This window comes from Paenarthrobacter sp. NPDC091711 (assembly GCF_044756605.1).
Classification (GTDB): domain Bacteria; phylum Actinomycetota; class Actinomycetes; order Actinomycetales; family Micrococcaceae; genus Arthrobacter.
This window is the reverse complement of sequence record NZ_JBIVTF010000001.1, coordinates 438630-461930: the sequence shown is the minus strand read 5'-3', so window position 1 is coordinate 461930 and position 23301 is coordinate 438630. Positions and strand designations below refer to the sequence as shown.

Genomic DNA, 23301 nt, shown 5'->3' with positions numbered 1-23301 from the left:
CCACGGATCCGGCACCAGAACATAGGGGAGTCAACGATGACCGAGGGTCGCGTAGTGAAGGCCATCGAGTTTGCACGCGCCGGTGACGACGGCGAGCGCCCGCTCCTGCTGGATCTTTACCTGCCGGAATCCCGGCAGGTCATCGGCCAGGGCCGGAAGCTTCATCCCGCCGTCGTCCACTTCCACGGTGGTGGTTGGCGGGTGGGTGAACGTTCCTCTCTTGGGCCGGTATGCTATGGATTCGGGCTGACGCCCTTTGAGGTCTTGAGCGAGGCAGGATTCGTGGTGGTTTCGGCCGACTACCGCCTGAGCGGAGAGGCCCGGTTCCCAGCACAATTGCACGACGCCCTGGCTGCGGTGCAGTGGATGCGGGACCATGCCGGCGAGTACGGCGTGGACCCGGCGCGCATCTACGCGTGGGGTGACTCTGCGGGCGGCCATCTGGCCAGCCTTGTGGGGCTGGTGCCAGTGGATGGACAGGACAGCGAAGCGGGCAGTGTTGCTGCGGTTGCCGCCTGGTATCCGCCGACGGACCTGGTCCACATGGGGGAGCAGGCTCTGCCCAATGCGGTGGCCCGTTCCAGCGATCCCGGATCCCGCGAGGAGCTGTTGGTGGGTGCAGTACTGGCGGACAACCCGGACAAGGCGGCGGCCGCGAGTCCCATCGGTTATGTTGGCCCGGCAGCCCCGCCCTTCCTGCTGATCCACGGAACGGCCGATCGTTTTGTTCCGGCGGCCCAGTCGGAATCGTTGGCGAGTGAACTGGCCAAGGCGGGTGCCGACGTCGAACTTCTCCTCATCGACGGCGCTGACCACATGTGGTCCACCCCGGACGGTGGTTCGGCAGCTGCCGAGAAGGCTCTCGCTGCAACTGTCTCGTTCTTCCGCAAGCAAGCTGCGCTCGCATAACCTTTTCCAGATTTCGGCAAGACCTATCAGGGGTTTCATTGCCGTGCCCTCCTATCGATTACCGCCTTCGGGCGAAGCTGAAAGGCCCAACATGCACTACATAGGCATTAACCACGACGACGGCGCGTGGGTCGCGGCCCTCAGCGGAGGCAGAGTTTTCCCGCTGGCGACCGTAACGGACTTCTGGGCCGATGCGGCCCGTTGGGAGGAGAAGGCCGCGGCCATCGTTGCTGGCGGTGCAGCTGGAGAGGGTGCAGCTGGCTGGGAGCGGACAGAAGTCACCGAGGTTCCGTTGGTTCCAGCGTCGGCCCGGGTGATCTGCGTGGGCCTCAACTACAAAGCCCACGCAGCTGAAGGAAGTTACAAGGACCAGGAGTTGCCGCCGTACCCCACCTTGTTTGGTCGTTGGACGGCGTCGCTGTCCGTTGGCAACGTACCGGTGCCCGTGCCCGGTGGCGAAGCCGGGCTGGACTGGGAAGGCGAGGTGGCGGCCTACATCGGCAAACGCGTGGAGTCTGCTGACGAGGCGAGCGCGGAGGATGCCGTGTTCGGCTATTCCACGTTCAACGACCTCACTGCGCGCCGCGCCCAGAAGCTCACGTCCCAGTGGACGCTGGGCAAGAATGGTGATTTCAGCGGACCGGTCGGCCCGCTGGTCAGCCGTGACGAGGTGGGCGATCTCCGCGATGGGCTTCAGGTCCGCACCCGCGTGAACGGTACAGAGGTTCAAAACGGCAACACGCGGGACATGATCTTTTCCGTTCCAGCCATCATCGCGCTGATCAGCCAGACGTTCACCCTCCACCCCGGAGACGTGATCGCCTCCGGTACGCCGGAGGGTGTGGGATATGCCCGGACGCCTGCATGGCTTCTGCAGCCAGGTGACACAGTTGAGGTGGAGATCGACAAGCTTGGCACCCTGGTCACGCCCGTTGGTGAGCCTTCGCTTCGAGCGAGGGCCTGATGGGTACATCCCACGAGGCCCGGCTCGATGAGTTGCCGGGTGAGATTCCCGTTCTGATCTCCGGTGGTGGACCCAGCGGCTTGTTCCTGGCGCTTGACCTCGCCCAGCGGGGGATCCGGAGCCTGGTGATCGAGCCGCGTGCATCCATAGATGCAGACCGTCCGCGGGCCAAGACCACCAATGCCCGCACCATGACCCATCTGCGCCGGATTGGCCTGGCGTCGGCGCTGAGGAGTGCAGCGCCGCTCCCAGTGGACTTCGCACAGGACGTCATTTTCTGCTCTTCCCTGACGGGCCGCGAGATCAGGCGATTCCCCAACGCCTTTCAACTGGAAAGCGGCAGGTACGAGCCCCAGCCAGAGTGCGGTCAGCAGGTACCGCAGCCTGTGCTGGAGTCCGTACTCAGGGACGCGGTGGAGGCATCCACCCACGCAACGTTGTTGACGGGGTTGCGGGTGGAGTCGTCTTCGCATGTGGCAGGTGGCCAGCAGGTCACGGTGGTTGATGCCGCGGGCCAGTCGCGGACCGTTCGCAGCAGCTTCCTGGCTGGGGCCGACGGCGGTTCGTCCACCGTCCGCCGTGGCATGGGTATCCGGCTGGAGGGCGGATCTGCAGCCTTGTCCAACATCAGTATTCTGTTCCGCTCCAGTGACCTCGCCGAGACCATCACCCTGGATCCCGCCGTGCAGTATTGGGTTCTTGGCCCGGGAACGGCCGGCATGGTGGGCCGCATGAATCTGGGGGACACCTGGTGGGCCATCATCCAGGGTGTTGCCGCCAACGCCGAAGGTCTGGACCCGGTGTCCATGGTTCGGTCTTTAGTGGGTGCGGACATCGACGTTGACGTGATCGCAACAGATCCTTGGACGGCACGGATGCTTCTTGCGCCTTCTTATGGCGAAGACGGGGTGTTCCTTGTGGGCGACGCTGCCCATCAGAATCCACCCTGGGGCGGGCACGGCTTCAACACGTGCATTGGCGACGCCGCGAATCTGGCGTGGAAGATCGCAGCTGCCCTGGATGGGTGGGCCGGGCCGGAGCTCTTGGCGAGCTATGGCCTTGAGCGGCGCCCCGTCGCCGAACGAACCATCAACGATGCCGCAGCCAACGGCAAGGCACTCGCTTACCACTTTGCCGATCCTGCCTTGGAATCCGGGGGTGCTGATGGTGCGGCCGCCAGGGCAAGGGCTCACGAGGCATTGAGCGTCAAGCAAAGCGAATTCGACTCGTTGGGCCTTGTGCTGGGCTACAGCTACTCCGGGACGCCGTTGGTTGTCCCGGATGGATCTCCAATACCGGTGGAGGATCCCATTCGTTACACTCCATCAGCCAGCCCCGGCGCTGTCCTTCCGCATGCGTGGCTGGACGACTCCACCTCGCTCTACGACGTCCTGGGGCAAGGTTTCACGCTGCTCGTCGATGCGCTATCCGTGGTGGGATCGGCCGTCGAAGATGTTTACGCACCGGTGCTGGCCGCAGCGGCCGACCGGGGCGTTCCGGTGGCCGTGACCGCCGTCGGTCCTGACCGTCGGGGAATCCCGATGGCAGAACACTGGGCCGCCGACGCCGTCCTGGTCCGCCCCGATCAGCACGTGGCATGGCGAGGTTCCTCCGCTGAAGCCGCAGCCGGCGCCCTCAGCGTGGCCGCAGGGTGGGCCCATCGCAACGATTCGCACAACACCCAGGAGATTGCACATGCCGACGCCGTCATTTCGTGACTACCTCTTTGCCCCGGAACACCCTCGCGTAGCCAAACTACGTGGCCTGGACGCGCGATCCTACGCGGAAGCGGCCAAGCGCGACTCTTTCGCCGGTCCCATGATCGAGGGTTGGAAGAAGCTCTACCCGAAGCCTTTTGTGGGTGTCACCAGTGACGGAACCATCCGTAAGGGCCTGTATCCGCTGAGCCACGCGTCGCCGGGCGAGGAAGCGCCGACGTCGGACATGGTCACCGCAGCTGAAAAGTTGCTGGCCCTGCTGACCACTGATCAGCGCGAACGCCTCAGCTATGCCGTGGACGCCATCCAATGGCAAAGTTGGGCCAATCCCGAATTCATGCAGCACGACACCGGGCTGCGCCTGGACGAGGTGGATCCCGCCGTGCGGGACGCCATGCTGGCCGTTGTTGAGGCCAGCCTCAGTCCCGAGGGGTATGCGTTGGCGCGAAGCCTCATGCGGATCAACGGCTTCCTGGGCGAACTGGTGGAGTTGCCGCTGCTCATGAACGAGTTCAGCTACAACGTGGCGCTCTATGGCACCCCCTCAGAAACGGAGCCGTGGGGCTGGCAGCTGTTCGGCCATCACGTCGCCTTGAACTGCCTGGTGGTTGGAAGTCAGCTGGTCATCTCACCGGTCTTCCTGGGAGCGGAGCCGGACGTGATCGACGACGGCCCGCACCGGGGCGTCAAGGTCTTCAAGGAGCGCATCCAGTGGGCCCGTGAGCTCATGGCCGCGCTGCCGGTGGACCTGCGCACCGACGCCGTGGTCTTTGAACTGATGCAGGACCCCACCATGCCTGAGGGCCGGCTGCACCCCGGAGACGAACGGCACCTGGCGGGCTGTTTCCAGGACAACCGCGTCATTCCCTACGAGGGCATCCCGGTGACGTCGATGCCCGCCCCAGCGCTGGCCCTGCTGGACCGGATTGTGGAGGACTCCATCGCCTACCTTCCGGCAGGCCCGCGTGCAGCACGCCTCAGGGAAATCCGTGGACAGTACCCTGAGACGTTCTTCTCGTGGATCGGGGGCTGGGAAGGTGACGAGGCGTTCTATTTCCGGATCCAGAGCCCCGTGGTGATCCTGGAACTGGACCACCACACCGGCGTCTTCCTCGACAACCATCACCCCGCACCGTTCCACATGCACACCGTGGTCCGTACCCCCAACGGCAACGACTACGGCCGGGCGCTGGTCCGGCAGGCCGCATCCTGCGTGGAATGATCTCAAGCCCGGCTATGTATACGCCGTCGGCCACACTGAAGAAGGCCCGGATCCCTGCAGGGGATCCGGGCCTTTCTGTGGTCGACCTTAGATATCAAGCGCAATACGACGCTGCGGTGGAGGACCAACCACGGTCAGGTCCATTTCCGCTTGGGCGCGGCCAAAGCCTTCCATGTCCATGTAGGGCTCGCCACCCTCGGTGTAGGTGTAGTCCTCAGTGGGCTTGTTGAAGTACTCGAAGAAGCCGTTGAAGACCGACGGCGTCAGGAAACCCACCATTTGGGTGTTGTGGGCATCGAACGCAAACGAGTGCACTGTGCCGGCAGGGGCATGGACAAAGTCGCCCTTGGTCAGCAGCATTTCGCGCCCGTTGGCGTACAGCCACATGCGCCCCTCTGTGCAGAGGAAGTTCTCTGTGTGCTCCGAGTGGAAGTGCAGCGGAATGTACGGTGACTTGGCGCCCTTGGTGTGCACCGCGAAGTAGTTCTCGCCCGTATTCTGCGGCCGTGAGAGGTAGGAGAACATGGTCTGGTAGCTGACCAGTCGTTCGCCTTCTCCGGCACTCAGGAAGTAGGGACTAAGCGACGCCGGCAATCCTGCGTTCTGCTGCAGGCTTGGGGCCACGCGCTCCACGTCAGTGTAGGTGATGCCGAATTCTGCGCCCACCTCAGCCAGCTCGCGGGCACTGGGCTGATGGCCCGGACGCGCCGGAGGAACGTGGGAGTCGATGGGTGTGCCAACGCGCTCGTAGTAAGCCTCCGCCCCACCGGGAGTCATCCAATTCAGGAAACGGGTGTAGTGGCTGGCCATGCGGTAAGCATGCGGGGTTCCCGGAGGAATGACCACGGAGTCGCCCGGGGTCAGGATGCGGCTTTCTCCGGGCAACCAGACATGGAGGATGCCGTCAAACACGTACAGCGTTTTGTGTTCGATGGCGTGGGTTACGAAGGGAGATTCAGCACCCATGCCTCCTGAGATGTAGGCGGCGCTGAAGATTCCGCCCGTGTCGGCAGCCCGGGCGATGACGGTGATCAGCTGTCCGTTGAGCTCATACCGGGCACCTTCGCCGGAGGCCATGTAGTAGGGGACGGCTTCGCCGGGCAACGTGTTGGCCAGGGGGAGTGTTTTGTTAATTTCCTCGACGCTAAGGGACATGTGTTCCTTCTTTCCTTCGTCGGCATAAGTACCTTGTACAAGCTTTGCTCATCGGCTGAGGGCCGTGGCGGGTGATTTCACTCAATGAAAGCTGAGCTCTGCGGGCGAACTCTTTCTGATGTGGTGACCTGGGCCCACCGCTTCGTCGTCCGATCCGGGAATCCGGAGGACGGCTTCGCTGCCGTCAGGCACTGTGGCTGTGACCTCCACCCGGCCCTCAACCATGTCCCAGCGCACTGAAGCCAATCCCAGCGGTGTTTCCAGTGTGGTTTCTGCCCAGTCGAGCCCGCCACCGGGCCGCGGTGCCATCAGGATGCGGCTGTAACCGGGTTCCAGTGGGGCCAGTCCGCCAATGGTCCGGTGCATCCAGTCCACCACGGCGCCCAGCGCGTAGTGGTTGAAGCTGGTCATTTCACCAGGGTTGATGGTGCCGTCAGGAAGCATGGAATCCCAACGTTCCCAGATGGTGGTGGCACCCATTGACACGGAATACAGCCAGGACGGGTTTTCGGTCTGGAGCAGCAAACGGTACGCCGCGTCCAGGTGTCCTGTCTCCGTGAGTGCATCCGTGACGAACGGTGTGCCGGCAAAGCCGGTGGAGATGCGGTAACCCGATTTTTCCACCAGTTCGGCCAGCCGGTGCCCGGCAAACTCGCGGTCGGCCTCGTTGAGGATTCCGAAGACGATCGCCAGGGCATAGACGGTGGTGCAGTCGCTGGTAATGACGCTTTCGGAAACGTAGTGTTCGGTGAACGCTGCCTGCAGCTCGTGTGCCATGGTTCCGAACTCGGCCGATGCCCCCGCATCTCCCAGAACGTCAGCGGCAGCCGCCACCAAGGACGCTGTGCGGAACGCACACAGTGTCGCCACTACATGCTTGTCGGCCTTGGCCGCCCACGGCTGGTCCGGCGCGGCGTCGGGGTCGAGCCAGTCCCCAAACTGGAATCCCGTATCCCACAGGCCGTTGGGTGAAAGCTTGCTGCGCAGCCGCCGGGCGTGGCCGGTCATTGATTCGAATTGCTCTTCAAGCACCCGCCGATCACCGTAGGCCCGCCACAATGCCCAGGGAACCCAGACCGCTGCGTCGCTCCACACTGCGGCAGTGTCCGGAGCACCGAACTCTGCGGGCTGCTCGATGTACTTGAGGACGTTGGGCACCACAAACGGCACCAGGTCCTGGTCATGGCTTTGCTCCAGGGCAAGGTCACGCAGCCAGTCGCGGAGGAAGTCCCGGCTGTCGAACAGGAACGCGGCACTGGGCGCGAACGCCGAAAGGTCACCGGTCCAGCCGAGGCGCTCGTCGCGCTGCGGACAGTCCGTAGGGACGTCCACGAAGTTCCCGCGCATACCCCACACTGCGTTTTCGTGCAGGCGGTTCAGCAACGGGTTGGACGTCTGGAAGGTTCCGATCCGCTTCATGTCCGAACTGATCACGACGGCGGTCAGGCCGCCATGCTCGCGAAGGGCATCGGCGCCGCCGGGCCACCCGTCAACCTCGGCGTAGCGGAAGCCGTGGAACGTGAGTGTCGGCTCGAAGGTGTCGCTTCCTCCGGAGAGGGTGAACCGGTCTGTCGCTTCTGCCGAGCGCAGCGGGCGGGTACCCAGCTCGTTCTCTTCCAGCACTTCCGCGTGGCGGACCGTGACTACCTGACCGGAGGTCCCGGTCAGCGTGGCCCGCACCCAGCCCACCAGGTTTTGGCCGAAGTCCACCAAAACCTTTCCTGCGGGCGACGTCCATACCTTCACTGGTTGCAGTTCCATCTGGCGGCGGACGGGAGGTCCGATGTAAGGCTCAAGGCGGCTGAGGTCGTCGTCGAGCACTTTGGCGGCGGACCATTCGGAGGAGGCGAAGCCGGGGGACAACCACGCGTCGTCGAAACGCCGGGCATCAATGGACTGGCCATCGTAGAGATCATTAGCTGCGGTGGCCGACGGGCCGGCCGTCCACGAGGCATCCGTTCCGATGACTTGCTCATGACCATCCGCGAAACGGATCCGGAGTTCAGCAAACGCGCCGAGTTCCTCACCGTAATACTTGGAACCCCCCGACCACGCCAGCCGCCCCCGGTACCAGCCGTTTCCGAGCGCAAGCCCAACCACCGTCGTCGTACTGACCAGTTCGGTGACGTCGAGTTCGCTGTACCGGACACGCCACTCATAGCTGGACCAGCCCGGGGTAAGGAGGTCCTCGGACGCCGGCTGACCGTTGACCCACGCCTCCACCACCCCCAAGGCGGACAGGAAAAGGGTGGCGGACACCACGTCGCCGTGGCTGTCGTCGAGCCGGAACTCGCCGCGCAACAAAGGTGCGCCGTCGAATTCCTTGTCCGCAGTGATCATGCGGGCGTGCCAAGTGGTCATCAGTGATCTCCAGTATCGGTAGTGGGGGAGTCCAGGTCAGGCGGGTTGGGTGACGCGGTCCAGGGCCGCGCCGTTGTCTTGCGCTACGCCACCCAGCCAGTAAGCGCTGGGTTTGGGAGTGCGTTCCTGGGTCTGACGGTCCACGGCGATCAGTCCGAACTTGGGGACGTAGCCGAACACCCACTCAAAATTGTCGAACGCTGTCCAGGCGATATAGCCGCGGACGTCAATTCCGTCAGCCAGGCAGGAAGCCACGCCGCTCACTGCGGTGCGGAGGTAGTCCAGGCGCTGAGTGTCATCCTCGGTGGCGAGGCCGTTCTCGGTGACGATGACCGGGATCTGCGCAATACGAGCAGCCTCTCGGATGGTCGCTTCCAGTCCCTCAGGGTAGATTTCCTCTCCCATTTGGTTGGTGGGAACGCCATCTTCGGCGTGCACAAGTCCATCTGCGCCGAACACCGTCCGCCCGTACGTCTGGATGCCCACAAAGTCGTCTCCCCGGGAAGCTTCAAGGAAGCGCTCGTTAACCTCACGGCGGATGCGGTCTGCGTTGGCTTCTCCGCCGGATGCGGCATGAATGTCCGTGTTGGCCAGGGTCCAGCCGACCATCAGGTCCGGATAGCGGGCCTTGATGGCATCGCGCCCGGCCTGGTGCGCTGCGAGCTTCACATCGAAGCCTGCCTTGGAGACGGTGAACTGGAACGGGGCCACCCGGGCTGCCTCAATGTTGAGGCGCTCTGCGGCTGCCGCCCAGATGGGCACCTCGCCGCGGCTTTCCGCAGGTCCGCCCCCGATACCGATTTCCTTGAGCAGCCACGGAAGGTTGGGCTCGTTGAGCGTGCACGCGACGCCGATGAGGTCACCAAGATGTTCAGTGGCGCGGTCGCAGAAACGGGCGAATCGTTCAGGGGTCGCTGAGTCTTCCCAGCCACCGGCGGCCAGCAACCACAGAGGGGAGGTGAAGTGGTGGAAGGTGACCACCGGTGTTAGCCCGTGCTCGTGGCAGGTTTCCAGGACGCGGCGGTAGTGGTTGAGTGCCGCCGTCGAGAACTGACCTTCAACCGGCTCGATCCGGGCCCACTCCAAGGAGAAGCGGTACGTGGTGAATCCCAGGCTGGCGATGAGCGCGATGTCCTCGCGATACCGGTGATAGTGGTCAATGGCGTCACCGGAGGGTTCGGCGAAGATGGTGCCGGGCAGCTGCTCCAGCAGCCAGGTGTCACTGTTGACGTTGTTCCCTTCCACTTGGTGTGCGGCGGTTGCGACTCCCCAGAGGAAGTCGTCGGGGAAGGACTGGGAGGTGGTCATGGTTGTTTCCTTTTCCATGCCCGCTTGTTAGCGGACACCCTTGATGAATGTGACGGTGACGCTTCCCAGGGCACACAGCGCGGCGGCTGCGAACCAGAGGAAGCCATAGTTGTGGCCGCTGCCGATGGCCAGGATCGCGGGGGCGGCTGCGGGAACGATGATGTTGGGGATGCTGAGGGCGAGGCTGAAGACTGCCATGTCCTTACCGGTGTCCTTGGCGTCGGGGAGGACCGCGGCGCACAGGGCAAGATCCACGGTGAGGTACATTGCCTGGCCCATGGCGAACACGATCCACGCCACCACGAACTGTTCGAAGGACGTTGCCGTTGCGCCGATGACCAGGGCAGTGGCCATCAGCAACGCGGCGGCGATGACGAACGGTTTGCGGCGGCCGATCTTGTCGGAAAGCCAACCCGAAACGGTGAAGAAGAGGATGCTGACAGGTGCCGAGATCAGGGTCAGCAGACCCGCGCTCTTCCCGGCCTCGGCAATCGGCATACCCAGCCCGTCCATGAGGAAGAAGATGAAGTAGGCGAACAGGGCCGTCATGGCAATGCCTGCCAGGAATCGTGAGGCCCATGCCCAGGCAAAGTTGGGGTGTTTTCGGGGGTCAACCAGGAACGTTTTCGCCAAGCCCTTGAGGTCCAGGGGCGGGAGTTCGGCGCGTGTCTTCGCGGGGTCCTTGTACATCACCAGGAGCGGGATGCTGCAGATGAGTGCCAGCAGGACCGGGACGCACATCATGAGCAGCGGGGCGTCCACCAGCCACGCGGCGATGTACGAACCAGCGGACATTGCCAGTGCGCCGGCCATGCCCATGGCCCCCATGACACGCGCCCTCTTGTTATCCGGCAGCGCCTCGATGGGGATGACTGCGTAAGCGTTGAACGCAGCCTGGGCCGACACCAGTGCAACCACGTACGCCGTGACAATCACGGGTGTGGAGGGCACTGTGCCGATGACGGCAGCGGCAAGCAGGGCAGGGACGAGCCCGCCGATGATCCACGGGCGACGCCGGCCGAAGCGGCCTGCCGTACGGTCGGACAGGGCGCCAGTCAGCGGGATGGTGACGAGCAAGAGGAGTGAACTGATGGAGACAGCCATGCCGTAGCTCGTCTCCTTGGCGGCCGGATCAACTGCGGCCAGGCGCAGCGAGAGAGCCGTGCCCAGAGTCAGGCTCATGATGTACATGCCCAAGGCGGCGATGAGTACCAAGGCCATGGTCTTTTTGGTGGACGGCTGCTGCGGTGCTGCCCCTGAAGGCACTGCGCTCGACGGCGGTGTGGCGGCTTCCGTGCCGGCGCCGGCGTCCAGTGTTGCTCGCCCGGCAGGATCCAAGACCTGTGCCTGCGTTGTTGGGTCACCCATGGGAATCCTCCTTTGGACCAGAGCCACCGTTGGCTCCTAATGACAGGTGATGCGGGCCGTGGTGAAGTCCCGGCCCTTGATGTCTCCTGCAAAGGTATCCATACTTTGACCACTTTGGAATACTTTCGGCAAAATTTCTTTACCAAAGTGGAAAAGAAACTTGATAGCCTCATCCGAGGAGGTCTTCACATGGATCAGGAAACCCGCACTCAGTCCAGCCACAATCAGCCCAGCCGCACACCGGGCCGGACGGGCAAGCGCGCCCCCTACGCGAACGGGGCAAAAAAGCGGGCTGAACTGGTGGAGGCTGCTTTTCAGGTGTTCGCCGAAAAGGGGTACCTTGGCCTGTCCATCCGGCAGATTGCCGAAGCCGTAGGCACTAGTCACACCGCACTCCTCCATCACTTCGGGAGCAAGGAGGCGCTGCTCGAGGCCGTGTTGGTCTTGCGCGAAGAGAGGGAAGGGCCCTGGCGCACGGAACTCATCAGCGAACGTGGCCTTCTGGAAACCGTGCCGGCAGTCATGCGCCACAACGCCGGGATCCGTGGCGTGATCCACCTCGACGCAACGCTGCGCGCCGAAGCCATCAGCCCCGACCACCCCGCCCATGACTTCCAGCTCCGCCGAAACCAGGACTTCGTGGCCTCCGTGGAGGCTGAACTCGAACGTGAACTTGCGGCGGGTCGGCTGCGGGAAGGCCTCTCGCCGCGCGTTGTAGCCCGCCAGATCACCGCACTGGTGGATGGAATCCAATTGAGCTGGCTCTATGACGAATCGGTGGACATGGCCGAACATCTCCAAGGCTTCATGGATCTCATCAAAAAGCCCTGAGAGCGGGCCCACCTTCCGTAGCGGTGGCCTCTACCCAGGAGGACAATGCGGTTCATGGCAGATCAAATTGGCAATGAAAACGTGGTCAAACGGCTGATCGACTGCATCAACGAACGCCGCATTGACGTCATGGATGAGCTGTTCCATGATGACGCGGTGATGCACTGGCCACAGTCCGGGGAAGTGGTGCGCGGCGCTGGGAATCGCCGGCGTATATACAACGCCTTTCCACAGTTGCCCACCATCACGCCCCGCCGACTGCTCAGCGGCGGGGATCTAGTGGTGGCAGAGGCGCTTCTGGACTATGACGGCCCTCAGTACCAGACGGTCTTCATCTTCGAGTTCCGGGACGGCAGGATTGCCAAGGAGACGGCGTACTGGAGCGAATCCTTCCAAGCTCCGGAGTGGCGCGCCGAGTGGGTGGAGATCAGCGGCAGCTAGTCCCGTTCGACTGCGGCTATCGCGCTGATCTCCACCAGCGCGCCCGGCACCCCCAGCCCTGCCACAAACGCAGCAGTCACCAGGGGTGGCTCCTCGGATGCCAGCTTGGCGGCAATCGCCCCGTATCCGGCGGCGAGGTCGGCGCCCTGGACGAAGAGCACATTCCACTGGACCACATCGCTTAATGTGGCACCTGCGGCTTCCAGCGCGGTCTTGGCGTTGTCGAGTGCCCGGGCAGATTGGGCGGCCGCATCGCCCTCTCCGAGCAGTGCGCCCTTGGCGTCAACGGCGTTTTGGCCGCCGACGTAGATGGTTGTGGCGCCGGGTGGGACGACGGCGACATGACTGAAAGCCGGGCTGGAAACCAACCCTTCCGGACGGATGCGCTGTATAGGTGCCATGACTGTATGGTCCCACTGACCTGCCGCTGCCGACAGGGGAGCCGGCTACTCGGCCGCGGGCCGGCGTCGTTGCTGTTTGGTTGCCGACCTGTGCTCCTTTGCCACGCGGTGGCGCCGGGCAGAGCCCCTGGTCGGTTTGGAGGGGCGGCGGACGGTTTCCGGGACCAGGCCATTGCTGATGAGCCGGGCCAGCTTGGCCAAGGCAAGCTCGCGATTACGAAGTTGGGACCGCTCCTCGGAGGCTGTGACTGTGATGACTCCGGCCACCAGTTTTGGTCCGAGGCGCCTCAGCAGCAGCAGCCTTTGCTCATCGGTCAGCGCGGAGGAATCGGCGACGTTCCACAGCAGTTCTGCGCGGCTGTCGGTGGTGTTGACGTGTTGACCGCCCGGACCCGACGAACGCGAAAAGCGCCAGCCAAGCTCCGACGCGGGAATCGTCAGCAAGGGCGGGATTTCCAGGTCCATGGAACAAGCCTCGCACGTCCCGGACGCTCCAGGGGGCAGCCATGCGAGGACATCCACGGACACGTTTTTAGGAATTAGGTAAGCCTAAGCTAATCTTTCATTTTGTGATTGAACTGAACGAACTCTCCGGCCTTGAAGCCTCGGACCTCGTCCTCCGTTACGGGGACAAGGACGTGGTGCACGGTGCGGGCCTCAGGCTGGAACCGGGCCGCATCGTAGCCCTGGTGGGTCCGAATGGCAGCGGCAAGTCCACACTTCTGCGGGCCTTGGCCCGTTTGCACGAGGCATCATCCGGTTCTGTGACCGTTCGACCCGCTGACGGTGAAGCCAGTGACGCCCTCATGATGAAGCGCAGCGATTTCGCCCGGCATGTGACGTTGCTATCCCAAAGCCGTCCCGTGCCGCACGGCCTGAGTGTTCGTGATGTTGTCGAGTTCGGCCGCCATCCGTACCGCGGACGGTGGCGTGCCGCCGATCCGGAGGGCCCGGCCGCCGTCCACCGCGCCATGGAGCTGACGGGTGTTGCTGAGCTTGGCAGCCGTGGCGTCCACGAACTGTCCGGAGGGCAGCTTCAGCGCGTGTGGCTGGCAAGCTGCCTCGCGCAGGACACGTCCGTACTGCTGCTCGACGAGCCGACAAACCACCTGGACCTGCGCTACAAGGTGGAGATTTTCGACCTGGTGCATGACCTCGCCCGCGTTCACGGCGTGGCCATTGGTGTTGTTCTGCACGACCTCGATGAGGCGGCCGCATTGGCCGATCACGTGGTGGTGCTCTCCGAAGGCCGCATCGCAGCCGCCGGGCCGGCTCACGAGGCCCTCGACGCAGCGCTCCTGAGCGAGGTCTACTCCATCCCCATCGTTACCCACACAGACCCGCTGACCGGCCGGCTGCGCACTCGCGCGGTGGGTCGGCACAGCAATAGCTAGACCCCCAAGCGTCACCACAAACGAGTCATTCCCCACCAAGAAAGGGACCCCGAGTCCATGAAGATCCATAAGGCCCTTGCGGCCACTGCCGCCCTGGCAATCCTGCTCACCGGCTGCGGCACCACCGAGGGCCCCGCCAGCTCGGCATCAAACACCGCCGCTGCCGGAGGAGCCATCACCGTCACCGATGCCCGCGGCACTGAGGTCAAGCTCGACGGCCCTGCCAAGCGTGTAGTGGGCACCGAATGGAACGTGGTGGAGAACCTGACCACCCTCGGCGTCATGCCAGTGGGTGTCGCAGACGTCAAGGGTTACAGCGCGTGGGTTACCGCTGGCAAGCTGGACAGCACCCCCACGGACATCGGAACCCGCAACGAGCCCAGCTTCGATACCATCGCGTCGTTGGATCCTGACCTGATCGTCGCCACCACCGACCTCGCCGAGCCCGTCATCAAGCAGCTCGAAGAGTTGGCTCCTGTGGTTGTAGTGAAGTCCGCCGATGGCAGCCGCCAGATTGCGCAGGCGGAGGACAACCTTAAGCTCGTCGCCAAGGCAACCGGCACCGAGAAGAAGGCCGATGAAGCCATCGCCGCATTCGACGCCGCCGTAGCCAAGGGCAAAGCTGACCTTGAGAAGGCCGGACTCGGCGGATCCCGCGTAGCTTTCGCAGATGGCTGGGTTGCTGACGGCAAGGTCTCCATCCGCCCGTTCACCAAGGGTTCCCTGCTGGCCGATATCAACACTGAACTTGGCCTCGTGAACCCGTGGACGGTTGAAGGCGATCCGGCTTACGGCCTGGGCTCCACCGACGTCGAAGGCCTGACCGCTGTCACCGCCGACCACTTCGTGTACATCACCAACAGCGCCGACGGCGATTTCACCGAGCAGCTGACTGACAACGCTGTCTGGAAGTCCCTCCCCTTCGTCTCAGCAGGCAAGGTGCACCGCCTTTCTGACGGCATCTGGATGTTCGGCGGCCCTGCCTCGATGACCCAGTACGTCGACGCAATCGTCGCGTCCCTGACCAAGTAGTCCCACCCGCATGACCGACACTGTGAAGAGGCCCGCCATGACCGTACCCACGGCCGTGGCGGGCGCTCCCGTACCAGCCGCGCCGTCCGGACGAGACGGCCGCTTTCGTTCCGGCCCAGCCCTGGTGGCTGGCGTTGGAGTAGTTATTCTGGCCATGTTTTCGATGATTCACCTGACTCAAGGAACGGCCGACGTCGGCCCTTTCCAGTTGTTGGGGCTTCTCACCGGCGACGGAACAGACCAGGAAACCGCAGTGTTGCTTGCTTCGCGGGTGCCGCGCCTTTTCGCCGGCCTGCTGGTCGGTATCGCGTTGGGGGTGGCCGGCGCAGCCTTGCAGTCGGCCACCCGCAACGTCCTTGCTTCCCCTGACACGCTGGCTGTCAACGCCGGCGCACATTTCGCGATTGTTGCTGTAGCCGCGTTCGGCCTGACACTTCCGGCCCTCTTGTCCGGTGGCATCGCGTTCATCGGTGGCCTCGCCGCGGCAGTGCTGGTGCTTGCCTTGTCCGGCGGTGGGGCGAACGGAAATGGCGGTCCCATCCGTTTGGTGCTGGCCGGTACGGCACTTGCCCTGGGCTTGCATTCAGCCACCAGTGCCCTCCTTCTGCTGTTCAGCCAAGAGACCACTGGCCTTTACGCCTGGGGCCAAGGCAGCCTCGCGCAGTCACGCACCGACGAACTGATCCAGTTCACACCGGTGGTTCTTCTGGCCATCGCCGGCCTCTTTCTCCTGGCCCGACGGATGGATCTTTTGGGTCTGGGCGATGACGCCTCGAGGCTGGCCGGTGCGGATCCGCGCCTGGCCCGGGTCGGCGCCGTCGTGCTTGCCGTGGTCCTGTCCGCTGCTGCTGTGACCATCGCCGGTCCGATCGGTTTCGTGGGCCTGTGCGCGCCTGCCATCGTGCGCCTGCTGGCCTCCCGACTTCGCGGACTGGGCCGGCACAGGGCACTGCTGCCCATCTCCGGCTTGGCCGGTGCGGTGGTTGTGATCGGCGCGGACGTGCTGGTTCGTGGACTTTTCGGCGCCCAGGCAGGGGTTGAAGTGCCCACCGGCGCGGTCACCACAGTCTTCGGTGCCGTATTCCTTGTCATCCTGGCCATGCGGATGTCCGACGCCGGCTTGAGTGTTGCCGGCGACGCCCTGGCCAAGCTTCGATCCCGCAGGTTCTTCCTTGGCGTGTTGATCGGGCTCTTGGTTTTGCTCACCGGTTTGCTGGTGGCCGGAGCACTGCTGGGCGACGCGAAGCTGCTCCTGGGGGATCTGGTCAATTGGCTCACAGGTCAGTCCGGAAACCGCGTCAGCGCTGTACTGGGAACCCGGATGCCGCGTGTCCTTGCCGCTGTACTCGCCGGAGCTGCGCTGGCTCTGGCCGGCGCCTTGATTCAAGCGGTGTCCCGCAATTCCCTGGCCGAGCCCGGAATCCTTGGCGTCTCCGGCGGTGGCGGCCTCGCAGCAATCATCGTCATCACCACTGTCCCCACTGCAGGTTCCTGGGTGATTACCGGCTCCGCGCTCGGGGGAGCGGCACTGTCCGCGCTGCTGGTCTTCGGACTGGCTTTCCGGGGCGGGCTTCAACAAAACAAGCTGGTCTTGATCGGCATTGGCATTTCCGCAGGGCTGGCAGCCGCCATCACTGTTCTCCTGGTGACCACTGACCCGTTCAACCAGACAAAGGCCCTGACCTGGCTGTCTGGCTCTACCTACGGCCGCAACTTCGCCTCAGTTCTGCCCCCGCTGCTGGCCCTGCTGCTTGCCCTGCCCGTGCTCGCGGGCATGCGCCGTGACCTGGACCTGATAGCGGTGGATGACGACTCTCCCCGTGTGCTGGGAATCGGGCTGTCCGGGTCCCGGCTGCTCCTCCTTTCCGTGGCGGTACTTTTGACCGCTGGAGCCGTCTCTTCAGTGGGTGTCATTGCCTTCGTTGGCCTCGTTGCACCGCATGCGGCCCGCACTTTGGTTGGCGCACGGCACTCCCGCGTCCTGCCGGTTGCCGCGCTGATTGGCGCCTCCACTGTGGTGCTGGCTGACACCATAGGCCGCACGCTGATCGCACCGGCCCAGATACCCGCCGGAATCATGACGGCGTTGGTGGGCGCGCCCTACTTCGTGTATTTGCTGTGGCGTTCCCGCGTGGATCGGACAGTCTGACGGTCAGCGACGGCCGGATTGGGGTTGGCAAGAGGAGGCACGCGCTGGAGTCGGAGTCATTTCCAGACATCCTGGCCATAGGCATGGAAGAGAGTCTCGATCCGCGTCGCTGGCCGCATAGGATCGAGTCATGGCCGGTTCCCTGGATGTCCTTGGCCCCATCCTGGAAATGATGACGTGGGTGGGGTTCGTTCCGGGCGTGCCATTGTTGGTCAGCGCATGGATCATTGCCAAGCGCCGTTGCGTCTGGGCCACCGCAGATGGAAAGCAATTCGCCGCAGGTGGCTTCCTGGGACTGCAGTGGCAGGATCAGTCGAACGAGGAACAAAAAGTCCTCCTGGACATTCCTGCTCGGGAGGACAGCATTGATCCCGGCACCGTGGTGGTCCACTATGACCTCTGCCATCCGTCCCGGTGCTCGCTCAGGCCACCCCGCCACGACAACACGGTGTTGATTCTGGGCTGGATCCTCACCGGGGTTGGGATACTCAGCACCCTCGGAGGGTTCGTACTTCTCCTCCTCTAGCCCGGATCCTTCTCTAGCCCGGGCCTCTTGAACACCGGATCGCTCAGGACTAGCGTTTCCCGCGCACGGTCAACGCGCACGGCTAAACGGAGGAGACTGCTATGAGTGAGACCACCGCAACCTTGATGGTGGACCTGATCATTTCCCTGGACGGCTACGCTTCTGCCGAAGGGTGGCCAGGCTGGTGGGGGTTGGAAGGCCCGGAATACCTGGCCTGGCTCGATGAGGAGGGAAAGAAGGAATTCACCACTCTCATGGGGGCCACCACGTATCGGGTGATGTCCAGCATGTCGGAGCAAGCCTCTGAAGACAGCTCCGGGTTTTCGGAGGAAGAGGGTGCCAGCTTGGGCGGTTTGGCCGCCATGCCCAAGATCATCTTTTCCTCCACGTTGAAAGAACCCTTGGTGTGGCCCAACTCGGAGCTCATTTCCGGTGATGCCGTGGAGGCCGTTCGGGAATTGAAGAGGACCAGATCCGGTACCTTCAGCACGCTGGGTAGCCTTAGCCTCTGCCGTTCCCTGCTGACGGCCGGGCTGGTGGACAGATATCGCTTGGTGATCTTTCCAGTGATCACCGGCAGGACCGGAAGCGAGCGGATCTTTGACGGGTACCCGGACGTTTCCCTGGAGCTGGTGGAGAGCCAGACGTTCGATGGCAGGTCTCAGTTGCTGGAGTACGTACCCACTGTTATTGATGGCCCGCCGCCGGCAAGGCAGGGCTGATTACCTGTGCGCCCACGTCCCGAGTCGAGTCCGGAAACTCCCGAACCCCTGACTGAATCTCCATCCCGGCCCGAAGCAGTAGTCCAGCAAGTGCATTTGCCTGCAGGGGTAGCAGGTCCCACGGAAATCAGTTTCGACGTCCGCTGTTTCGTGCTGCCCGTGGCCGAAGGGATTGTCGTGATCGACACCGGCATGGGGGACAACGCCACGGATATCCACCGGGCACTGGAACGTATAGGCGCGGGCTGGGATGACATCTCCGACGTCGTGATTACCCATGCACACGCTGATCATGTGGGCGGTTTGAACGAGGTCCTTTCGAGGGCAGGAAACGCTCTGGTGTGGGCGGGCGAAGCGGATGCGGGCGCCGTATCCGCCGGCATTTCTTCCGGCACTGCAACATCGGAACCGAAGGTCCGGGCCGCCGCCGATGGCGCTTCCTTCCGAGGGTTGCGCGTCATTCACACCCCGGGCCACACCCAAGGCCACATCAGCCTGCTGCACGAAGGAGAGGGCCTGCTATTCGCAGGTGATGCCGTGGGCACCATGAACGGAGTCATGGTGCGGCCCCCTGTTCCCTTCACTGCCGACCCCGCCGAGGCCGAGGTGTCGCTTCGGAATCTTGCCCGCTTGTCACCCCGCAGAATGCTGTTCTCCCATGGTGCAGAGATTCCCGACGCCGCCAGCCGGCTTCGTGAGCTCATCGAACGGTCCGCGCCCCAACAATAAGACCTTCACAGGAGAAACGGCCATGAGCTACCTGGAGTATTGCTCCTGGTGGCCACTGGCGTGTTCGAGCAGCGGTGCCAGGCACTCAGCGTAGTACGTCATGACTTCGGCGAAAGTGAGCAACTCCGGTCCTTCGGCAGCGGTGCCTTCCGCGTGCTGCGGGACAGTCGGGTCCACTCGGCAGAGGACCGGTTCGCGGCTGACACCGTTGGCCGTCAGGGTCGCAATTCCCCAGGGGCGGCTGGGGTCGGTCACGGAAATACCTGCTGCGTCGAAATTATCCCGCAGGACGTAGTGGGTGACTGTGCGCCATGACTGGAGAAATGGCGGCTGCAGCTGTTCTATGAGGTCGTCGTCCTGGCGGCGGTAGGCGTCCGCGAGGGCAGCTGTCAGTCCGTCCCACTCGTTGGCGTCCCGGACCATAAGATGCGCGGTCCTCAGGCGGTCAATGGTTTCGCTGAACGTCATGGCAGTCCCCAAACTTCCCGTCGTTTTCCTGCCCCAAGGGGGCAAGCCTGACCGCCGTCGGCAGGTCACTATCAAAGAGAACGGATGAAGCCACGGCATGATTCCCTGAAAACCCACGCGCTCTGCTTTTTGGCCTGCCAGCGACATTCCTCGTCCGCCTAGCAAATCAGTAGCCTTACTAATAGGGTAGCTATGGGGGAACGACCCCCAGGACGCGAAGTTGAGTCCAGGCACGAGGAGAAGTGAGGCCCGTATGACTGAAGAACAAGCCATCAGCAAGGTCACCGACATCATCAACGACTCCAAGATCGGAATGCTGACCACCGTCAACGAGTCCGGCGCATTGGTCAGCCGGCCCTTGGCCGTTCAGGAAGTCAAGGACGACGGCGACATGTGGTTCTTTACGGGACTGGGAACTTCGCAGGTTGCCCACGTACGCCAGGATCCGCGAGTCAACGTTTCCTTCGGCAAGAAGACCGAGTGGGTCTCCGTGGCAGGAACTGCAGAGGTTGTCACAGATCGGCAGAAGATCCACGAGATGTGGAACCAGGTGGTGGAGGCGTGGTTCCCCGATGGCCCTGACACCCCTGAGGTTTGCCTGCTGCGCGTTGACTCGGACTCGGCAGAGTACTGGACCAGCCCGGGCGGAACGGCTGCTACCGTTCTTCAATGGGTCAAGTCCAAGGTCACAAATTCCCGTTTCAGCGTGGGCGAGAGCGGCACCGTGGAACTATGAGCCGCCGTGGTTGATGCCGAGCGGTTTCGGGTTCTCTTGGAGGACGAACGGAATCGCAAACTCGAACTGCTGAAGGCGCTGCGAAGCGACATTACCTCCGTGAGTCTCGCCCGGCAGGACTCCAACGTGGACGACGAACACGATCCCGAGGGCAGCACCATAGCGTTCGAGCTATCTCAGGCGTCTGCCCTCATGGGCCAAAGCCGGGTGGGTTTGGAGCAGATCGAAGAGGCGCTGGCGAGGATCGCGGACGGAACCCACGGGCAGTGCGCGGTTTGCGGCGTAGCCATTCCCGAGGGCAGGCTCGAGGCCAGGCCCTGGACTCCCTTTTGCGTCGATCATGCCTCAGGAAAGCGACATTGACTGACGAAGAAGTTGGTTCAGCTGGACATGCCCGGTGACACCGGAACGAATTCAATGCCCTGCTGGACCTTCTTCTTGGGTCCCCGGTCAAAGCCCTTGGCGTCCAGATGGTTCGCCGCCCGGTAGCTCGCCAGCGCTTCGTCATAGATTTCGTTCAGCCGCCGCGCGGTGAAGACCTCCTCGGTCCCGTCGGCAAAAACCACGGACACCTCGGTGCTGGCGGGAAAGTGCCTTTTCATCCGGATGAATCCTTGGGCGTCCTGGTGCAGGGAGATCACGTGGCAACCGCGCTTTCAGTAGTGGTGGTAAATGCCAGTCTTCCGTACCTAAGGCGCATTCGCAGCAATGAGCGGTATTGGAGTCGGGCGCCTGGCCCTGATCTTAACGGCGCAGGGGCATTTACAACCGGCGTTGGCAAGGCCACAATAGCGCCCATGTCCATCCTCAAGGTGCCGTCCGAGGCTGAGGCCACCGGCCTGACAGCCGAAATTTACGCTGCAGATGCCCATTCCATGGGCTACGTTCCCAGCCACACCAAGGCCATGAGCTTGAATCCCGAGGCCCACAGGATTTGGGAGTCACTCACGCAAGCCATCAGCTCGTCTTTGGGCCTTCGTCGCTACGAGTTGGTGACCCTTGCGGCGGCCCAGGCCATCGGCTCGTCGCATTGCCGGTTGGCCCATGGCAAAAAGACCCTGACCATCATCGACCAGGAACAATTGCTCGCCATTGCACGCAATTACAGGGAGGCCGGGCTCTCACCTGAAGAAGTGGCGATGATGGACTACGCCGTGAAACTCAGTACTGATGCCGCCGGAATGAACGACGACGACACTCAGCGACTACGCGACGCAGGCTTTAGCGACCGCGAGATCGCGGACATCACGCTCGCGGCCGCAGCGAGGAACTACTTCAGCAGGGCACTGCTTGCCTTGGCGGTGGAGCTGGACGTTCCACCTGGAGTCAGCACTGAACTGCAGGAGGCGCTTTTGGCGCCGCTGCCCCGCAGGGGTGACTAGTCGCTCTTGCTCATGGCCGGGAGTCCGTATCTGATGCGGATTCGGCTGTGCTGGCCCGGTCGGCCGCTGCGCCCTGCTTCCTGCTGGCCAGCAGGAACGGAACAGCTATGAGCTCGACGACGCCCGCTATTGCCAGTGATGCCGGATAACCATAAAGATCAGCTCCCCGGCCCAGGGCAGGCTGGATCACCACGCCGCCGCTGGAACCCATCAGCGAATCAAAACTCAGGACGGTGGCCCGCTGCTTGGACGGGATCATGTCGTTCACGTACGCCTGCCGGACGGGCGTGGCCGCGGAACCCACAACGGCCCACAATGCGAGCAGAACCAGGGCCACCCAGAAGATCCGCGTGAATCCCAGGACCAGCAGGATGAGGGCGCCCACCACTGCGCTGAGGATGAGCACGGATGTTCGCTTGTGGAACAGTTGCCGGGCGTGCGGGGCGAGCCAGCCCCCAAGGATCTGCGATCCGGCTACTATCGCAGCGGCCAAACCCGCGATGGAATACGCTTTCGGGTCGCCAAAGAGGTCCAGCAGGTACGGCTGCAGTGCGTAGAAGACATAGAACCCGACGCCGGCGCTGAAGGGCGCTGCCAACATCACGTAGCGGACGGGCGGGTTCTTCAATCCGTTCTCGATCGACGCCGACAGCACCGCGCGCGTGGCGCGGAGGGGGTGCGTTGAACGCTCAGGCGAGAACCCGACGTCGTGCATGAGTCCGAACGCGACAGCAAACATGCCAAGCAGCACCAACACGCGAAGGAGGAACGGCACGCCAAGGTTGGTTGCCTGGGCTATCACCCCACCTGCCACTGAACCAAGCAGCATCGCTACGCCCTGGACCATCTGCCCGCGGCCCAGCACCGCTTCCAATCCGCCGTGGTAGCCCGAAAAGCGCAGGGCATCGACGAGCCACGCCTCCACAGCGCCGGAAAAGAACGTGAAGCCGAGGCCCAGGAGGACAGAGACAACGGCCCACATCCAGAACGGCGCGGAGATCTGCCACATCACGAAATAAAGGTAGGTGGATACTGCCAACGTCACTGTCCCCAGCAGGAACGAGACACGACGCCCCCAGCCATCCGCAACAACGCCCGTGGGAACTTCGAAAAGAACCATGCCAACAGTGAAGAAGGCATTGGCGGCAAACGCCTCCAGATTACTCAGGCCAGCGTCCAGGAGGAAAAGGGTGTTGATACCCCATATGAAGGACGCCGCAACAGTATTGCCCAGCGTCAATGTCAGGTAGACGCGTTGGATCTTCCGGGCGGCATCATTCAGGGTGTCGCCGCCCTCACCGGTGCGGGGAGTGACCACCAGCTAATTCTCGTCCCGTGTCCCGTACTCCGCTAGTGCTTCGTCCGCCGGTGGGCTGGTTTTCCATCTGTTGCCAGACGAAGCCGCGCCGCAGCTCTGCAGCTGACCAGTCAACAGTCCTGCACCTGACCGTCCAACCGCACAAGAACGGCCCGGATGTTCGCACA

Annotated in this window: 24 protein-coding genes; 15 read left to right on the top strand and 9 right to left on the bottom strand. The window is 63.4% G+C overall.

All coding sequences use genetic code 11. The features are described from left to right. The first annotated feature begins 36 nt into the window (after nt 1-36). The 4 genes from ACIQH5_RS02145 to ACIQH5_RS02130 all read left to right on the top strand — a co-directional run bounded on the left by ACIQH5_RS02145 (nt 37) and on the right by ACIQH5_RS02130 (nt 4813). A complete protein-coding gene (locus ACIQH5_RS02145) occupies nt 37-909 on the top strand; it encodes an alpha/beta hydrolase fold domain-containing protein (protein ID WP_400399851.1) in 873 nt (290 codons plus the stop codon). Between the two features lie 91 nt (nt 910-1000). Next, nucleotides 1001-1873 carry a fumarylacetoacetate hydrolase family protein gene (locus ACIQH5_RS02140; protein WP_400399849.1) on the top strand — a complete coding sequence of 291 codons (873 nt, stop codon included), beginning with the start codon at nt 1001-1003 and terminating at the stop codon, nt 1871-1873. Beyond that, nucleotides 1873-3591, top strand: a complete 1719-nt coding sequence (locus ACIQH5_RS02135) for an FAD-dependent monooxygenase (RefSeq protein WP_400399847.1) — start codon at nt 1873-1875, stop codon at nt 3589-3591. The genes ACIQH5_RS02140 and ACIQH5_RS02135 overlap by 1 nt, the downstream gene beginning before the upstream one ends. Then, nucleotides 3569-4813 carry a DUF3500 domain-containing protein gene (locus tag ACIQH5_RS02130; RefSeq protein WP_400399845.1) on the top strand — a complete coding sequence of 415 codons (1245 nt, stop codon included), beginning with the start codon at nt 3569-3571 and terminating at the stop codon, nt 4811-4813. The genes ACIQH5_RS02135 and ACIQH5_RS02130 overlap by 23 nt, the downstream gene beginning before the upstream one ends. 87 nt (nt 4814-4900) lie before the next feature. Here the strand turns inward: ACIQH5_RS02130 and ACIQH5_RS02125 are convergent, their stop codons facing one another. The 4 genes from ACIQH5_RS02125 to ACIQH5_RS02110 all read right to left on the bottom strand — a co-directional run bounded on the left by ACIQH5_RS02125 (nt 4901) and on the right by ACIQH5_RS02110 (nt 11005). Beyond that, nucleotides 4901-5968: a quercetin 2,3-dioxygenase gene (locus ACIQH5_RS02125; protein ID WP_400399843.1), complete on the bottom strand. Its 1068-nt coding sequence runs from the start codon at nt 5966-5968 to the stop codon at nt 4901-4903. Nucleotides 5969-6049: 81 nt separating this feature from the next. After that, nucleotides 6050-8329: a family 78 glycoside hydrolase catalytic domain gene (locus ACIQH5_RS02120; protein WP_400399841.1), complete on the bottom strand. Its 2280-nt coding sequence runs from the start codon at nt 8327-8329 to the stop codon at nt 6050-6052. A 36-nt stretch (nt 8330-8365) separates the two neighbouring features. Continuing rightward, nucleotides 8366-9655 carry a glycoside hydrolase family 1 protein gene (locus ACIQH5_RS02115; RefSeq protein ID WP_400399839.1) on the bottom strand — a complete coding sequence of 430 codons (1290 nt, stop codon included), beginning with the start codon at nt 9653-9655 and terminating at the stop codon, nt 8366-8368. A 9-nt stretch (nt 9656-9664) separates the two neighbouring features. Next, entirely contained in the window at nt 9665-11005 is a 1341-nt protein-coding gene (locus tag ACIQH5_RS02110; RefSeq protein ID WP_400399837.1) for an MFS transporter, read from the bottom strand. Nucleotides 11006-11194: 189 nt separating this feature from the next. On the opposite strand from ACIQH5_RS02110, the gene ACIQH5_RS02105 reads away from it, so the two are divergent. Together ACIQH5_RS02105 and ACIQH5_RS02100 are read left to right on the top strand one after the other, a co-directional pair. Further along, on the top strand, nt 11195-11836 hold the full coding sequence (locus ACIQH5_RS02105) for a TetR/AcrR family transcriptional regulator (protein WP_400399833.1): 642 nt from the start codon (nt 11195-11197) through the stop codon (nt 11834-11836). A 54-nt stretch (nt 11837-11890) separates the two neighbouring features. Continuing rightward, a complete protein-coding gene (locus tag ACIQH5_RS02100; protein WP_400399831.1) occupies nt 11891-12277 on the top strand; it encodes a nuclear transport factor 2 family protein in 387 nt (128 codons plus the stop codon). Here ACIQH5_RS02100 and ACIQH5_RS02095 read toward each other — a convergent pair. Together ACIQH5_RS02095 and arfB are read right to left on the bottom strand one after the other, a co-directional pair. Next, nucleotides 12274-12678 (bottom strand): RidA family protein, encoded by a 405-nt coding sequence (locus ACIQH5_RS02095; protein WP_400399829.1) that lies wholly within the window; start codon nt 12676-12678, stop codon nt 12274-12276. The two genes, ACIQH5_RS02100 and ACIQH5_RS02095, sit on opposite strands and share 4 nt — an antisense overlap. Nucleotides 12679-12723: 45 nt before the next feature. After that, the gene (gene arfB, locus ACIQH5_RS02090) at nt 12724-13143 is read right to left on the bottom strand and encodes an alternative ribosome rescue aminoacyl-tRNA hydrolase ArfB (protein WP_400399827.1); all 420 of its coding nucleotides are present in this window, start codon (nt 13141-13143) and stop codon (nt 12724-12726) included. A gap of 104 nt (nt 13144-13247) precedes the next feature. On the opposite strand from arfB, the gene ACIQH5_RS02085 reads away from it, so the two are divergent. The 6 genes from ACIQH5_RS02085 to ACIQH5_RS02060 all read left to right on the top strand — a co-directional run bounded on the left by ACIQH5_RS02085 (nt 13248) and on the right by ACIQH5_RS02060 (nt 19230). Beyond that, nucleotides 13248-14072 (top strand): ABC transporter ATP-binding protein, encoded by an 825-nt coding sequence (locus ACIQH5_RS02085; RefSeq protein ID WP_400399825.1) that lies wholly within the window; start codon nt 13248-13250, stop codon nt 14070-14072. A gap of 57 nt (nt 14073-14129) precedes the next feature. Further along, nucleotides 14130-15104, top strand: coding sequence for an ABC transporter substrate-binding protein (locus ACIQH5_RS02080; protein ID WP_400399823.1), 975 nt, complete (start codon nt 14130-14132; stop codon nt 15102-15104). Between the two features lie 10 nt (nt 15105-15114). Continuing rightward, on the top strand, nt 15115-17253 hold the full coding sequence (locus ACIQH5_RS02075) for an iron ABC transporter permease (protein ID WP_400399821.1): 2139 nt from the start codon (nt 15115-15117) through the stop codon (nt 17251-17253). A gap of 130 nt (nt 17254-17383) precedes the next feature. After that, on the top strand, nt 17384-17779 hold the full coding sequence (locus ACIQH5_RS02070; RefSeq protein ID WP_400399819.1) for a hypothetical protein: 396 nt from the start codon (nt 17384-17386) through the stop codon (nt 17777-17779). A gap of 101 nt (nt 17780-17880) precedes the next feature. Then, complete coding sequence (locus tag ACIQH5_RS02065) at nt 17881-18501, top strand: dihydrofolate reductase family protein (protein WP_400399817.1); 621 nt, start codon at nt 17881-17883, stop codon at nt 18499-18501. Nucleotides 18502-18591: 90 nt separating this feature from the next. Then, the gene (locus ACIQH5_RS02060) at nt 18592-19230 is read left to right on the top strand and encodes an MBL fold metallo-hydrolase (protein WP_400399815.1); all 639 of its coding nucleotides are present in this window, start codon (nt 18592-18594) and stop codon (nt 19228-19230) included. A 27-nt stretch (nt 19231-19257) separates the two neighbouring features. Here ACIQH5_RS02060 and ACIQH5_RS02055 read toward each other — a convergent pair whose 3' ends face one another. Beyond that, a complete protein-coding gene (locus ACIQH5_RS02055; RefSeq protein WP_400399814.1) occupies nt 19258-19698 on the bottom strand; it encodes a hypothetical protein in 441 nt (146 codons plus the stop codon). 253 nt (nt 19699-19951) lie between these two features. On the opposite strand from ACIQH5_RS02055, the gene ACIQH5_RS02050 reads away from it, so the two are divergent. Continuing rightward, nucleotides 19952-20434 carry a pyridoxamine 5'-phosphate oxidase family protein gene (locus tag ACIQH5_RS02050; protein ID WP_062065594.1) on the top strand — a complete coding sequence of 161 codons (483 nt, stop codon included), beginning with the start codon at nt 19952-19954 and terminating at the stop codon, nt 20432-20434. 6 nt (nt 20435-20440) lie between these two features. Further along, nucleotides 20441-20797: a TraR/DksA family transcriptional regulator gene (locus ACIQH5_RS02045; protein ID WP_400399812.1), complete on the top strand. Its 357-nt coding sequence runs from the start codon at nt 20441-20443 to the stop codon at nt 20795-20797. Between the two features lie 17 nt (nt 20798-20814). Here ACIQH5_RS02045 and ACIQH5_RS02040 read toward each other — a convergent pair whose 3' ends face one another. Then, nucleotides 20815-21075, bottom strand: a complete 261-nt coding sequence (locus ACIQH5_RS02040) for a hypothetical protein (RefSeq protein WP_400399810.1) — start codon at nt 21073-21075, stop codon at nt 20815-20817. 156 nt (nt 21076-21231) lie between these two features. Between ACIQH5_RS02040 and ACIQH5_RS02035 the strand changes: the two genes are divergently transcribed. Further along, a complete protein-coding gene (locus ACIQH5_RS02035) occupies nt 21232-21816 on the top strand; it encodes a peroxidase-related enzyme (protein ID WP_400399808.1) in 585 nt (194 codons plus the stop codon). A 10-nt stretch (nt 21817-21826) separates the two neighbouring features. Here the strand turns inward: ACIQH5_RS02035 and ACIQH5_RS02030 are convergent, their stop codons facing one another. Beyond that, a complete protein-coding gene (locus ACIQH5_RS02030) occupies nt 21827-23134 on the bottom strand; it encodes an MFS transporter (RefSeq protein WP_400399806.1) in 1308 nt (435 codons plus the stop codon). Nucleotides 23135-23301 lie beyond the last annotated feature (167 nt).